The following is a 12,585-nucleotide window of genomic DNA, read 5'->3' on the forward strand; positions in this document are numbered from 1 at the left end:
ACCCAGGAACCATCGCTGCCGGGACGGATTGTTTTGGCATGAGCTGGCGCGATCCTCTTAACCGCGCCGATCGCAACCAAACAGAGGTCGTGTCATGCTAAGCTGGGTCGTTACGTTTCTGGTCGTCGCATTGATCGCAGGTATTTTGGGCTTCGGTGGTATCGCCGGCGCCTCCATCGAAATCGCCAAGGCGATCTTCTTCATCGCCATCATCCTGTTCCTGGTCTCGGCGGTGGTCGGTCTGGTGCGTGGACGCACGCGGGTTTAGCCGCCAGCGTTACTTCCAGGCGCTATTTCGAGGGCATCGCCACTTTCCGGCCGGTGCCCTCGGGACGTGGAACGGCCGCATGGCTATCCACCACAGCCTGGATGCGGGCGCGGATATCGGGCGGAAACGGCGCGGCCTTGCGCGCGTTCATGTCGATGTGAATGGTCATGTTCTCCGAAGTCGCGGAGATCCAGCCCTCGGTGGCGTGGCGCAGCTCTTCAAACGTATGAATGCGCTTCTCGTCGGCCGCGAGCAGATAGACCGTGACCTGCACGGGATCGCCGAGGTGAATCTCGCGCAAATACCGCACATGGCATTCGGCGGTGAAGGTCGAGCCGTGGCGCTCCTTCATGTACGCAGGGCCGATCCCGAGATGCAGCCACATTTCATCGATCGCGCGGTCCATCATCACGTTGTAATAGGCCATGTTGAGATGGCCGTTGTAATCGATCCATTGCGGCTCGATCTGCATCACCGACGACAGGAATGGCGCAGAAGGCAGGGGCATATCGGATAGCTTGTCTTTGGCGGCTGAAGCTGAAGTCATCATCCATCCCTGTTTGGCCGATCTCTCTTGACCCCTCATATATCCTTTGCCACGGTCCGCTCAAAGCCGGGAGGAATTTTGCGTGGCGATGACGATATCGGGCAATGAGAAGCGGCCGGAACCGCAGGCGCTGGCAAGCGCGCTTGAGGCGCTGGCGGCGCGGTTCGGCAACCGGCTGATCACCTCGCAGGCGGTGCGTGAACAGCATGCCCATACCACCACATGGCTGCCGACCCAGCCGCCCGACGCTGTCGTGATGGCGCAGGAAACCGCCGATATCCAGGATGTGGTGCGGATCTGCGCCAAGCATACCGTTCCCGTGATTGCGTTCGGCACCGGCACCTCGCTGGAGGGGCAGGTCAATGCGCCGGCCGGCGGCATCTGCATCGATCTGCACGACATGAGCAAGGTGCTGGAGGTCCATGCCGACGACCTCGACTGCGTGATCCAACCCGGCGTGACCCGCAAGGCGCTGAACGAACATTTGCGCGACCAGGGCGTGTTCTTCCCGATCGACCCCGGCGCCGACGCCTCGCTCGGCGGCATGGCCTCGACCCGCGCCTCCGGTACCAATGCGGTGCGCTACGGCACCATGCGCGACAACGTGCTGGCGCTGAAAGTCGTGCGCGGCGACGGCGAAATCATCACCACGGGCACGCGGGCCAAGAAATCCTCCGCCGGTTACGATCTGACGCATCTGTTCGTCGGCGCCGAGGGAACGCTCGGCATCATCTCCGAGCTCACCATCAAGCTGCGCGGCATTCCCGAGACGATTGCGGCCGCCGCCTGCTCGTTCGAGACGGTGCGCGGCGCCTGCCAGGCGACGATCCTTGCAATTCAAACCGGCATTCCCGTCGCGCGCATCGAACTGCTCAACGCCGAGCAGGTGCGCGCCTGCAATTCCTATTCGAAACTGACGCTGCCGGAGACGCCGTTGTTGCTGCTGGAATTCCACGGCAGCGCCAATGAGGTCGCGGAGCAGTCGAAGAACTTCAAGGAAATCGCCGGCGAATGCGGCGGCGGTGATTTCACCTGGACCACCAAGCCGGAGGACCGCACCAAACTCTGGCAGGCGCGGCACGACGCCTACTGGTCGGTGAAGGCGCTGCGTCCCGGCGCCGGCGTGGTGGCGACCGACGTCTGCGTGCCGATCTCGCGGCTGGCCGATTGCGTCACCGAGACCGAGGAGGATCTGAAGCGGCTCAACCTGCTGTCGCCGATCGTCGGTCACGTAGGCGACGGCAATTTCCACTGCTCGCTGGTCTGCGACGTCGACAACGCCGACGAGATGGCCCGCGGCGAGGATTTCATGCACCGCCTGGTCGAACGCGCGCAGGCGATGGGCGGCACCTGCACCGGCGAACACGGCATCGGGCAGGGCAAGCAGAAATACCTGAAGGCCGAACTCGGTGATGAGGCGATCGACGCCATGCGCGCGCTGAAGAAGGCGCTCGATCCGCAAAACATCTTCAATCCCGGGAAGATCGTGCCGGCGGTTTAGGGCCGGGCGCAAATTCTCCCGCGAATTCCCTGAAGGCTCGTCCACTTGCCGCCTCGCAAGTGGAACTTTTGCTCCCCGTCGGCGTCAGTCTGTTGCCGCAAAACGTCAGCGAGTGGCGCAAGGGAGCGTGCCATGCCCAAACCGGCAATCGGAATTGTGGTCTTTGTTCTGGCGGCCCTGCTTTCGAGCGTGGCGATCGGCAAAGGTGGAGGTCACGGTGGAGGTCACGGTGGGGGCCACGGCGGTGGTCATGGCCACGGGCATGGCGGGGGTCACCATGGCCGGGCCCACGGTGGCGGGCACGGGCATTTCGGCGGGCATCACCGTCATTTTCGTGGTCACCACGGCGGCGGCAAGTTCGCCATATCCCGTTCGTATTCGCGGGGCAGTTTTCGCGGCCATCGCTTCGCCCCGAATCTCAGCCAGATCCGCAACGCTTCGGTACGATCCGGAAACTTCCGCCATGCGATGAATTCGCTGTCGCGCGCCAGCGGGTTGCGTGGCGGGCGTCTGCTCAGCAATCCCGCGGCGCGGGCACAGATCGCCGCCGGTCTCGCCGTCGCGGGCTGGCATCAGGGCCGCGGCGGAGGCGGGTGGTGGCAACACGGTAATGGCGGCTACGGGTGGGTTGGTCCGCTGTTCTGGCCGTTCGCCTATCACGACATCTACGATTACACGATCTGGGGAGACCGCAGCGGCTTCTGGGACTACGGCTACACCGATATTTACGCCGGAATATTCGCGCCCTACGGCTACGATGCGTTGACCGGCTATCTGGCACAGCGACCGTCCGGCCGCAGACATCGCGGGCCCGCCCCGCTGGCGCAAATGTGCGGTGACGACAGGCGCGCCATCGCCGGGCTACCCATCGATCAAATCCAGCTCACCGTTCTGCCGACCGAAACGCAATTTGCCGCGCTCGACGAACTCGGCAACGCATCGATCGCGGCTGCGCAGAACATTCGAGCGGCATGCCCGTCGCAAATCGTATTGACGGCGCCGGGCCGGCTCAGCGCCATGCAGCAGCGGATCGAGGCGATGATTTCGGCGGTCGCCACGGTGCGGCCACCGCTGGAGAAATTCTATGGAATGCTGGACGACGAGCAGAAGGCCCGCTTCAACGCGCTCGCGCAGGACCAGCGCAGGATATCCGTGGCCAACAATGCGAGGAACCAATCTGTCCAGGTGCCTGCGCAAGGGACTGCACAGGGCTGTGGCGTGGCGCAGTCTGCCGCCATGGCATGGCCAGCCAGCGAGATCGAAACCAGGTTGCGTCCGAACGAGACCCAGCGCTCCACCCTGCAAGTGCTTCAGGATACCAGCGCCGAGGCCGCCGAGATATTGAAGGCGGCCTGTCAGCCGGGCGATGTGATGACGCCGCCGGCGCGGTTCGCCGCCATCGCCAAGCGGCTCGATACCATGCTGCAAGCCGTCAAGCAGGTGCGCGCTGCGCTGGAGGATTTTTACGCCACGCTGGACGATGAACAGAAGGCGCAGTTCGAGGCGATCGGACCAAGGCGACCATCGTAGACGGTCGCCCGAGATCATGGAGGCCGGCTGCACGCCACGAGCAACGAACCGGATTTGCAAACCTCTGTTGCCGGAATGTCACCACCGATTGATTTTCCCGGATGAGAATGCGGCCGCTGATCGCACGATCGCATTGTTTGTCCTGCAAACGCGCTGGCTGTTGATACCATGCAATGGTTCAAAAACGACGCACCCAAGGAGAAGGAGATCTGGGACGAGCCCATCGAGGGGCCGATCGGCGATATCCAGGCTGCGCACAAGATACGGGAAATCTGCCGTTCTGCGGCCAGCAGTGCGGAAAAGATCAGCGGTGCTGCCGACCGTTCGCACGCGAAAATCAAGTCCGAAGTCGAACGTTATGAGCGCGCGGCGAAAGTCGCTATGGAAATCGCCATGAAGATTTCCGATGGTCTGTTGCGTGACACCGCAGTGCGCCAGATCCTCGAACTGTGCCTTCAGGCCAATCACACCACGACCGCGCGAACGCTGTTTCGCGCCATCCAGTCCAAATCGATCAGTGACGACGTGCTGAAGCAGCATCCTATTCTGAGCATGGCGTAGCAGCACCGCTATTTCGCGCGCGGCGAAGTGATGGCTTTGCGGATCGCCGCCAGCGGCGCAGCGTCGTCGAATTCGAGGCTTTCGCCCTGCGGCTTCAGGCCGAGGTCGCGCCACAGGCCCGCGAGATCGGGCGTCACGGGCTTTGAACCCATCTCGCCATGAAGCGTAGTCAGAACGTCGACGCCGACGGCCTTGTCGGCGGTGGAGAGAATGCGATCGAGCGGCCAATCCTTTTCATGATTGCCGCCCGCGGCGAGGACGCCGCGCATGGCGTCCTGCAGGCCGAGGCGATTATTCGTTCGCTTGCGGATTTCGATGTCCGCCAGCAGGCAGAACAGCGCGCCGCCCCAATATCTCCGGCCCCAGGTGTCGGTATTGTCGAGGCCCTGATCGCCGGCCTGCGGCAGGCCCTTCGGCATGTCGCGCATCATCGCCTGCCAGATCTCCGCAGCCGTGAGGTCGCCGGCCTGCACCCGTGCCACCGGCTCGATATAGACGGCAAGACCTTCCGACAGCCACGTGTGGCGATGGTTCAGATCGGGCAGGGCGGTGTGCACCATCTCGTGCACCATCACCCAGTCGCGCCGCAAAACCTCTTCGGTGGAATCGCGGCCGAGCGGAATGCGGATCGCGGCGCCGCGATAGCCCCATGTCGTGCCGCCGCGAATGCGGGCGCCGTCGACCGGCACCAGCAGCAGCCGCAGTTGTTCGACGGGAAACCGTCCATAATACGTGGCGACTGCCTTCGCCGACATCCGGACCCAACCCAGCACCTTTTCTCGCGGCAGCGTCATCTCGCCGGGCGCGAAGCCGACATGGATGGTGCTGCCTTCGATTTCGATATCGGTCTTGGGCATCCGGTCGAACGCGTCATACGGCATCCGGTCGCCGCGCATATAGTCCGACTGCGCATCGGCGCGGCACGAAATCAGGCTTGCCGGCAGGGCGGTGAGGACGGCGGTCAACACGATCCAGCTGATGCCGCCGAGCGTTTTCATCGCAACACTGAGGTGGAAACCGCCGTCAAGGTTGCTGATGTGATCCAGCCGTGCAGATATCCGGCGCCGCGCGCCGCCGCACCATCGGGATCGTCATAGGTCGCGAGCATCTCGCAGAGCACGCCGAACGGAATGCCGTTCGCGGCCTCGTCCCACATCATCGCCTCTTCAGCGGGGAGTTCGCGGAACATCGGCGTGGTGTCCTGGCGCCAGACCAGGATGCGCGCCGGTTCTTCCAGCGTGGCCGCGTCCGGTGGCGTCTCGTTGTTCTTGAGCGCCATCCAGACCGCGGATGCGTTGGTCGACAAATCGAGCCTGGCCGCGCTCGGATGCGGCCGGAATGTGAGGTCGTTCCATTGCTCCGGCGCAAACGCGGCCATGGCGGTGAGGTCAAGCAGCTCACCTTCCGCGGCGTCGAAGGCGTCGTTGAGCGCTTTCTCCAGCGCTGCGAGATCAGCGAGAACAGGATGGTTGCAATAGGGTTCTGCCGATCTCAAAAACTCCGGCAGGCCTTGCGAGAACCAGCGCAGGTTCGGATGTTCTGAGGGGCGCGCCTTGACATAGGCATGACCCATCTCGTCGAACGTCTCATCGCCGAGATACGAATGCAGCAGCTCATGGTCGTTACGAAGCGCCTCCACCAGCCGCGAGCCATAGGCATAGCGATAGACGCCGTACAGCGTCTCGCGTTTCTCGCGGGGGCTGTCGAGGATTTCGGCGAGCACTGTGTCGTCGCCGGTCAGGATGCCGCGCTGGAAATCAGCCTGCTGCCGCGCAAAGTCGCTCATCCCGCCTGCTTGCCCAAGGGCGGCAAGACCTTCTTCGCGATCTCGCGAGTGCGGTTTACTTCCAGAACAAGCTCGTCGAGCGGCGGGATGTTGTCGTCGCGCTCGATCATGGTCGAGACCCGGCCGAAGCGCTTGATGGCCGCGACATAGAGATCCCAGACGTCTTCGCAGACGGGATGATCGTGGGTGTCGATGATGTGGGTGCCCATGTGGCTGTGGCCGGCCATGTGGAATTGCACGACGCGGTCCGCAGGAATCCCGTTAAGGAAGGTCATGGGGTCATAGCCGTGGTTGAAGGCGCTGACATAGACGTTGTTGATGTCGAACAGCAGCCAGCACCCGGAGCGGCGCGACAATTCCGCAAGGAATTCCCATTCCGTCATTTCGGAATTGTTGAACTGGACATAGGTCGAGACGTTTTCGAGCACGATGGCGCGGCCGAGGAAATCCTGCACCAGCTGCACGCGGCTGACCACGTGGTCGAGCGCCTCTGATGTATAGGGGATCGGCAAGAGATCGTGCAGGTTCTTGCCGTGGACGCCGGTCCAGCACAAATGGTCGGAAATCCATTTTGGTTCGACGCGCCTGGCGAGATCTTTCAGGCCCTGCAGATATTCGAAATTCGGCGGCGCGGTCGATGCGATCGAGAGCGACACGCCATGCATCACGACGGGATAGCGTTCGCAAATCCGGTCAAGTACGCGCAGCGGCTGGCCGCCGGGCAGCATGTAGTTTTCGCTGATGACTTCGAACCAGTCGATCGGCGGGTTTCCGCCGAGGATCTCGTCGTAGTGTTGCGCGCGCAGGCCGAGCCCGAAGCCAAGGAAGGGTGGCTTATCCGACAGCAACGGACGCTCAAGCGCCGCCGGGGAGTTGGGCAATCTGCTTGCGACGTTCATGTCGTCTCCGCTTCGCGCATCGCGATCAGGCGATGGGTATTGCCTCAAATTACCATGGAAAGGGGACCCGGCATACACCGGGCCCCGTTCCCGGAACGGAGCCCCGTTCCGGATTACCTCGATCAGGCGGGCGAATACTTGCCCTTGGCGGCGTCGCACTTCTCCTTGGTCATGGCGGAGAAGCCCTGGCCCTTGCAGGCGTTCTGCCCCTTGCAGGCGCTCGCGCCGCCCTTGCAGGCGCTCTGGCCCTTGCAGGCGTTGGCGCCGACGCATTTGCCTTCGCCGGCGGCGTAGGTGACGGTCGACATCGTCGCGCCAGCCAGGAACAGAGTGGCTGCAGCGGCGGCAATCGTGGCGCCGGATTTGGAAGTCATCTTCATGGACGTCTCCTCGAGAAAGAAGTGTGAAGGTGCACCACCCGCAAGCCACTGACATCAGGACCGACAGATGGTACCCGGGGATAAATACGCGGCGGGTTTGGCCAGGTTACACGGCGAGCGAAATTTATTTCAATGATCGGCGGGCTTAAGTGAAACATTCCTGGGCTGGACTTGAAGGCGCGGCATGAAGCCGGGCCTTTTCGCGTCAATTCGGGACGGTCAGCCCTTGACGAACTTTGCGCCCATGGCGGCGCAGGCCTTTTCAGAGGCCTGCGAGAAGCCGGTGCCCTTGCAGGCGTTCTGACCCTTGCAGGCATTGGACCCGCCCTTGCAGGCGCTCTGGCCCTTGCAGGCGTTGCCGGCCATGCACTTGCCGGCCGCGGCGTTTGCAGAGGTCGACCCGGTCGACACAACCGCGCCGGCGAGGAACAAAGTGGCAGCGGCGGCTGCGAGCGTCGCACCGGATTTTGTACTCAACTTCATGACGTTCTCCTCGATGATTGTTGACGACAATAGGACGCCGTGAGCGTTCGATGACCTTGATATCATCGACCCGCACAAGCTAAGGACACAATGGATGCCAATCAGATCGCGGTGGCTCGCGAAGGCCGTTAGCCTCCGTGATTTGAGTGCTCATCCGGACACAGCTACGGGGCATCGGGCGATTTGGTTACAGAGTTTCGAAAGAAATTTTTCTTTTCTTGGATTTGGATGACCCGTCCATGTCCAACCCCCGATGCATGGGAGTGTTTCGTTGCGCGGCAGAATGGCGACAGCCGCCCGCGCGGGAACATCGGACAGCTTCAGTGACCGGTGGCGGCAAATCTCTTGCGTTGCACAACGGAATTGTTGGCTGGTGCGCGAGCATGTGCTCCATAAGAGGCCGGCGCGCGGCCGCGACCTCAGACGGCGGCGCCGAGCTGAGCGAGCAACTCTCCGATCAGCTTGCGCCCGTCGGCGTCCTGCGTCATCGCCAACGCATTGCGATAGTCCGCGATCGCAAGGTCGAACCGCCGCATCATCCGGTAGGTCAGCGCGCGGTTGCGCAGAAAGGCGGGATTTGCGGGATTGATCTCGATCGCCTGCGTGAAGTCGGCGATGGCAAGGTCGTATTTGCGCAAGGTATGATGGAGCTGGCCGCGGTTGCTGAGGGCGCCGGCGTGTCGCGGCGCGATCTGCAGCACCTTGCCGTATTCCGCGATGGCCAGCTCTTCGAAGCGGCCCTCGTTGACGAAGGCGTCGAAATCGGAGCCGGCCTTCTGCTGCAACGCCGCTGCCCGGCCGAAGTAAGCATTGACCCACTTTGGATTGATCACGATCGCGGCGTCGTAGTCCTGCAGCGCGCGGTCGGTGCGGCCTTTGTCCCGGTAGGCGTCGCCGCGGTTGGTGAAGGCAAGGGGATCGTTGGGATTGAGCCGGATCGCCTGATCGAATTCCGTGATGGCGCGATCGAGCTGCTTCTGGCGCAGGAACGCGACACCGCGGCTGTTGAACGGGCCATGGGCGGTCGGGTGGGCTTTCGTCGCCGCGTCGAAATCCGCCAGCGCCCGGTCGTAGACGCCGAGGGCCAGATTGGCATTGCCGCGGATGAGGTAGACACGGGCAAGCTCCCTGGCCTCGGCGGGCGGCGCATTCGTGATGACGAATGAGCAGGCCGCAGCCCTCGGGGCGGGCGGGGTGGCATTGTCCAGGCACATGCGCTGCTGCGCTTCGGCCTGCGCGCCTGCCGGCGCCAGGATGATTGTGAGGGCGGCGAGAAGCACACTGGCAAGGACCCGCATTGCGCGCTCCGTGTTTCCTGACTGTCCCGTTGCTGATCCGGGCCGCTGCGTCGCTTTCATGTCACGAGCGTCCCGGCTGGCGCGCGATCGTGTCGGAAGCCGTCTGGGGCGGGGACTTGGCACGCGCTTCGTCTTGCAGACGCCGGTTGGTCTCGGCGTTGCGGCGCATGAGCGTGCCGATCGCCCGCGCGATTTCATCGTCGTGCCGGCCGAGCACGCAGCCGCCCATCGCGATCGCGCCATAGTCGAGCACCGCGTGACGCTTCGGGTCGGTGGCTTCGACGAGGAGGTGGGGGACCACGTGGCCGGCCTGTCTCAGGGTCTGCACCATCGGGGTCTGCTGAACGGCGGTCGGCACTTGCTGGTCGTTCGGGTCGCTGATGACCATCATGCGCAAGGCGCGGTTCTGCGCGAGCCATTGCACCTTGCCCGTGATGTCGAAATAGGTCCTTGCGGGATCGCCGGGCCTTGCGGGACCCCGGGTCACGATCTGTCCCGAGCCGGAAATCAGGCAGGCGACGTCGCGCCGCATCTGGGCCAGGCCGAACACAAGCCGGCCTCCGCCGGACTCCCCGAACAGATGGAAGCCTTCGAACTGGTAGCGTTGCCGGAGCGCCTCAAGCGCCATGTCCATCAGGTTCAGCTCGACGAGGGTCTTGCGTGACAGATGGGTGCCGGAGGTGCCTTCGACACCGATCCGTCCAAGATAGATCGCCGTGGTCTTCGCCATTTTCGAAAAATGGTCGGCGATAGCGGCGAGTTTGTCGGTGTTGACGTCACTGGCCTTGGACGGATCTGCCCAGGTCCAACGGGTCGGATCAACCGGACCGTTGTGATCGCCGTTCAGAATGATGACCGGGCGCGAGCCCTGACCTCCGGCGGTGGAAAGATAATAGCGGACGCAGAAATCCTGGCTGTAGACGTTGAGCCAGAAGGTCTGCGGTTTCGCGCCGCACTCTTCGCGCGTCATCGTGATCCCGCGCAGCGAGTCTTCCTTCCTGATAATCTCCGCGCCGGCAGGGTCGGCTGCAAACACCGAAATGGCCAGCAGCATCGCTGCGAGCGAGCCGCGCGCCACATTCGACCAGCAATCATATTTCGAGCAAGCCATGACGACCAACACCGGTTCATTCCAGTTGGCCGTTTGTCGCTTGAAGCGGGTGGAGGCGCTGTGATGCCGGTCACACAGAATGGAGGTGGAGGCGAGTGGGATAGGTCAGATAGCAACCGCGAAGGAAGCGCGCCCCCTCTCCCGCTTGCGGGGGAGGCGTAGGCGGCCTACGGCCGCCGTCCTAGGCTTAAGAACGCCGATGCGCAGCATCGGCTATGCGTGGGGGCTCTCTCCGCGAGTCGTCGAGTGGATAGAGCCCCCACCCGGATCACATCTGCGATGTGATCCGACCTAAGAGCGAGCTTCGCTCGTCTCGACCCCGCAAGCGGGAGAGGTGCAGCGAGGTCGCCGCTCGGCCGATTTAACTTACCTTCATCGCGCCCTAGTTCATCGCGGCGCGCGAAGGTTTGAGCTTTGCCATCTGCTTCACCGTGGCCTGCAGTTCCTCGGCATTGAACGAGGGGAACGAGCAGATGCGGTTGCTGCAGGCGAACGCCGCGGGCTCGCCGAGATCGGGATATTCGACGTCGGGATTGGGCAGCTTGCCCTCGCGCAGGTCGAGCCACTCCAGGCGCTTGTAGCGGGCCGGCAGCGCCCGTGCGAGGGTATGCAGGGATTGCGCGCGGGGCGCATCCTTGTGGCCGACGATCGTCATATGGGTCGGCTCGATCGCGAGTTCTTCGTCGGCGAGCAGCACGCCGGGCAGCGGTCGCATCATCTGGGCCGAGGCGCTGCTCGCATAGCGCATCGCATGTGAGGCGTGCTCGCGATAGGTTTCGTCGCCGTAGTAGCGGTTGAGCAGGTTCATGAGGCGCGCGACCTGCACCTGGTCATCCAGCAGTTTTGCCGGCTTTGCCAGCACGCCGGTTTTACCTTCCGCCGTCCTCGACGTTACGAAGCCACCGGCCTCGTCGCGAAAAGCAGCGACGAAATCGCCGGCCTTGGCTGCGGAGGTGAGCCAGTCGCGGTTGCCGGTGGCGGCGTAGAGATCGAGGAAGGCCTGGCCCATCGCCAGCGTGTCGCCGAGGAAGGGTCCGCCGCGATCTTTTTCGCCATGGCGGAATCCACCGCCCGGCAGTGCGCGGTTGGCGTTGACCCATTTCGCCGCGCGTTCGGCAATCGTCAGCGCTTTTGCGTCGTTGGTGACGTTGTAATAGGCGGCGAGAGCCGAGATCGCCCAGCCGTTCTCGCGCGCATACAGATTCTTGTCGATGCGCGGCAGCCCGAGCTTGCGGCGCCCGGCATCATCAAGCGCATAATATTTGTGCCCGTCGGTGTCGTGATCGAGATCGGCATCCTGGCTGACATAGAAGGCTCCCTCGGGACCTGAGAGAAAGGCGGCGAGATAGCGCTCGATATCGCGGGCCGCCTTGAGATATTGCGGGTCCTTCCACAGCGCATAGGCCTGGCTGTACTGCCGCAGATACTGCGCCTGGAACGACATGATCTTTTCGAAATGCTGTTTGCTCCAGGAGCCGGCTTCGGAATATTGATACACGCCGCCCCACACCGGATCGATCAGTGCGATTGCGGCGTCCAGCGTCTGCCGCGCGCGTTTGATCGCAATGGCATCGCCGGCCTCGGCGCGGGTGATCGCAAGATCCAGGCTGTCGGTGTCGATGAATTTCTGGTTCTCGCCCCAGCCGCCGAGCTTTTCGTCGTAGGACTCGTCGAAATTTTTCGTCAGGTCCGCGCGCTGCTGCTTGCTGAGGAAGGCCGAGGCTGAAGGTTTGACTTCAAAGGCCTCGCCGACCGAAGGCCCGGGTGAGGGATCGTCGATGATGGCCTTGAGCAGCGCCTGCATCCGTTCCGGCTCGATATAGCCCCGGAGCTTAGCGATCTCGGTTCCATCGGGTCCGAACACGATCGTCGCCGGCCAGCCCCAATCGCCATAGCGGCTCGACAGGTCCGGATTGGCGTCCTGGTCGACACGAACCGGCAGATATTTCGAAGCCAGCAGATCCTTGACCTGCGGATCGGCATAGGTGGTCTTTTCCATGACGTGGCACCAGTGGCACCACACCGCCTCGAGATCGAGGATCACGAAGCGCTTTTCGGCGGCGGCGCGGGTGAACAGATCGTCGCTCCATTCGCTCCATTTGACGCCATCGGAGGCGTGGGCCGAACCTGCCGCGAGCGCGGCAACGGCGAAGGCGGCGAGGCGGACGAGTTTCATGGCGGCTTTCCGGAAGCGCTGGTGTCTCGACAGCTACGCGCGCGC

At 63.2% G+C, this 12,585-nt stretch carries 14 protein-coding genes; 4 read left to right on the forward strand and 10 right to left on the reverse strand.

Features of this window, described 5'->3' with window-relative positions; translation table 11 throughout:
• Positions 1–94: 94 nt before the first annotated feature.
• The gene (locus JQ597_RS22080) at positions 95–268 is read left to right on the forward strand and encodes a DUF1328 domain-containing protein (protein WP_212266403.1); all 174 of its coding nucleotides are present in this window, start codon (positions 95–97) and stop codon (positions 266–268) included.
• Positions 269–290: 22 nt separating this feature from the next.
• Here the strand turns inward: JQ597_RS22080 and JQ597_RS22085 are convergent, their stop codons facing one another.
• Positions 291–776 (reverse strand): thioesterase family protein, encoded by a 486-nt coding sequence (locus JQ597_RS22085; RefSeq protein WP_212266650.1) that lies wholly within the window; start codon positions 774–776, stop codon positions 291–293.
• A 127-nt stretch (positions 777–903) separates the two neighbouring features.
• Here JQ597_RS22085 and JQ597_RS22090 point away from each other — a divergent pair, with 127 nt between their 5' ends.
• On the forward strand, positions 904–2,316 hold the full coding sequence (locus tag JQ597_RS22090; RefSeq protein WP_249133182.1) for an FAD-binding oxidoreductase: 1,413 nt from the start codon (positions 904–906) through the stop codon (positions 2,314–2,316).
• A gap of 105 nt (positions 2,317–2,421) precedes the next feature.
• Here JQ597_RS22090 and JQ597_RS37735 read toward each other — a convergent pair whose 3' ends face one another.
• Complete coding sequence (locus tag JQ597_RS37735; RefSeq protein WP_249148103.1) at positions 2,422–2,781, reverse strand: hypothetical protein; 360 nt, start codon at positions 2,779–2,781, stop codon at positions 2,422–2,424.
• 3 nt (positions 2,782–2,784) lie between these two features.
• On the opposite strand from JQ597_RS37735, the gene JQ597_RS22095 reads away from it, so the two are divergent.
• Both JQ597_RS22095 and JQ597_RS22100 read left to right on the forward strand, forming a co-directional pair.
• Positions 2,785–3,846 carry a Spy/CpxP family protein refolding chaperone gene (locus JQ597_RS22095; protein ID WP_249148104.1) on the forward strand — a complete coding sequence of 354 codons (1,062 nt, stop codon included), beginning with the start codon at positions 2,785–2,787 and terminating at the stop codon, positions 3,844–3,846.
• A 168-nt stretch (positions 3,847–4,014) separates the two neighbouring features.
• Positions 4,015–4,407: a hypothetical protein gene (locus tag JQ597_RS22100; protein ID WP_212266409.1), complete on the forward strand. Its 393-nt coding sequence runs from the start codon at positions 4,015–4,017 to the stop codon at positions 4,405–4,407.
• An 8-nt stretch (positions 4,408–4,415) separates the two neighbouring features.
• On the opposite strand, the gene JQ597_RS22105 is transcribed toward JQ597_RS22100, so the two are convergent.
• The 8 genes from JQ597_RS22105 to JQ597_RS22140 all read right to left on the reverse strand — a co-directional run bounded on the left by JQ597_RS22105 (position 4,416) and on the right by JQ597_RS22140 (position 12,540).
• Entirely contained in the window at positions 4,416–5,405 is a 990-nt protein-coding gene (locus JQ597_RS22105) for a gluzincin family metallopeptidase (protein ID WP_249148105.1), read from the reverse strand.
• On the reverse strand, positions 5,402–6,193 hold the full coding sequence (locus tag JQ597_RS22110) for an HvfC/BufC N-terminal domain-containing protein (protein WP_212266411.1): 792 nt from the start codon (positions 6,191–6,193) through the stop codon (positions 5,402–5,404). Before JQ597_RS22110 ends, JQ597_RS22105 begins: the two co-directional genes overlap by 4 nt.
• On the reverse strand, positions 6,190–7,092 hold the full coding sequence (bufB, locus tag JQ597_RS22115) for an MNIO family bufferin maturase (RefSeq protein ID WP_212266413.1): 903 nt from the start codon (positions 7,090–7,092) through the stop codon (positions 6,190–6,192). The genes JQ597_RS22110 and bufB overlap by 4 nt, the downstream gene beginning before the upstream one ends.
• 122 nt (positions 7,093–7,214) lie before the next feature.
• On the reverse strand, positions 7,215–7,472 hold the full coding sequence (bufA2, locus tag JQ597_RS22120; RefSeq protein WP_249133163.1) for a BufA2 family periplasmic bufferin-type metallophore: 258 nt from the start codon (positions 7,470–7,472) through the stop codon (positions 7,215–7,217).
• A 219-nt stretch (positions 7,473–7,691) separates the two neighbouring features.
• Positions 7,692–7,955, reverse strand: a complete 264-nt coding sequence (gene bufA2, locus JQ597_RS22125) for a BufA2 family periplasmic bufferin-type metallophore (RefSeq protein WP_212266415.1) — start codon at positions 7,953–7,955, stop codon at positions 7,692–7,694.
• A 419-nt stretch (positions 7,956–8,374) separates the two neighbouring features.
• Entirely contained in the window at positions 8,375–9,253 is an 879-nt protein-coding gene (locus JQ597_RS22130) for a tetratricopeptide repeat protein (RefSeq protein ID WP_212266417.1), read from the reverse strand.
• A 61-nt stretch (positions 9,254–9,314) separates the two neighbouring features.
• The gene (locus JQ597_RS22135) at positions 9,315–10,376 is read right to left on the reverse strand and encodes a hypothetical protein (RefSeq protein WP_212266419.1); all 1,062 of its coding nucleotides are present in this window, start codon (positions 10,374–10,376) and stop codon (positions 9,315–9,317) included.
• Positions 10,377–10,746: 370 nt separating this feature from the next.
• A complete protein-coding gene (locus tag JQ597_RS22140; RefSeq protein WP_212266421.1) occupies positions 10,747–12,540 on the reverse strand; it encodes a thioredoxin domain-containing protein in 1,794 nt (597 codons plus the stop codon).
• Positions 12,541–12,585 lie beyond the last annotated feature (45 nt).

Origin of the sequence: Bradyrhizobium sp. AUGA SZCCT0177 (genome assembly GCF_018130125.1) — a bacterium.
In the GTDB taxonomy this organism is placed as follows: domain Bacteria; phylum Pseudomonadota; class Alphaproteobacteria; order Rhizobiales; family Xanthobacteraceae; genus Bradyrhizobium.

What these genes read in the sequence shown, in the direction of transcription:
- JQ597_RS22080 (WP_212266403.1), top strand. Translation starts at nt 95, where the DNA reads ATGCTAAGCTGGGTCGTTACGTTTCTGGTCGTCGCATTGATCGCAGGT.
- JQ597_RS22085 (WP_212266650.1), bottom strand. Translation starts at nt 776, where the DNA reads ATGCCCCTGCCTTCTGCGCCATTCCTGTCGTCGGTGATGCAGATCGAG.
- JQ597_RS22090 (WP_249133182.1), top strand. Translation starts at nt 904, where the DNA reads ATGACGATATCGGGCAATGAGAAGCGGCCGGAACCGCAGGCGCTGGCA.
- JQ597_RS37735 (WP_249148103.1), bottom strand. Translation starts at nt 2,781, where the DNA reads ATGGCGGAAGTTTCCGGATCGTACCGAAGCGTTGCGGATCTGGCTGAG.
- JQ597_RS22095 (WP_249148104.1), top strand. Translation starts at nt 2,785, where the DNA reads ATGAATTCGCTGTCGCGCGCCAGCGGGTTGCGTGGCGGGCGTCTGCTC.
- JQ597_RS22100 (WP_212266409.1), top strand. Translation starts at nt 4,015, where the DNA reads ATGCAATGGTTCAAAAACGACGCACCCAAGGAGAAGGAGATCTGGGAC.
- JQ597_RS22105 (WP_249148105.1), bottom strand. Translation starts at nt 5,405, where the DNA reads ATGAAAACGCTCGGCGGCATCAGCTGGATCGTGTTGACCGCCGTCCTC.
- JQ597_RS22110 (WP_212266411.1), bottom strand. Translation starts at nt 6,193, where the DNA reads ATGAGCGACTTTGCGCGGCAGCAGGCTGATTTCCAGCGCGGCATCCTG.
- bufB (WP_212266413.1), bottom strand. Translation starts at nt 7,092, where the DNA reads ATGAACGTCGCAAGCAGATTGCCCAACTCCCCGGCGGCGCTTGAGCGT.
- bufA2 (WP_249133163.1), bottom strand. Translation starts at nt 7,472, where the DNA reads ATGAAGATGACTTCCAAATCCGGCGCCACGATTGCCGCCGCTGCAGCC.
- bufA2 (WP_212266415.1), bottom strand. Translation starts at nt 7,955, where the DNA reads ATGAAGTTGAGTACAAAATCCGGTGCGACGCTCGCAGCCGCCGCTGCC.
- JQ597_RS22130 (WP_212266417.1), bottom strand. Translation starts at nt 9,253, where the DNA reads ATGCGGGTCCTTGCCAGTGTGCTTCTCGCCGCCCTCACAATCATCCTG.
- JQ597_RS22140 (WP_212266421.1), bottom strand. Translation starts at nt 12,540, where the DNA reads ATGAAACTCGTCCGCCTCGCCGCCTTCGCCGTTGCCGCGCTCGCGGCA.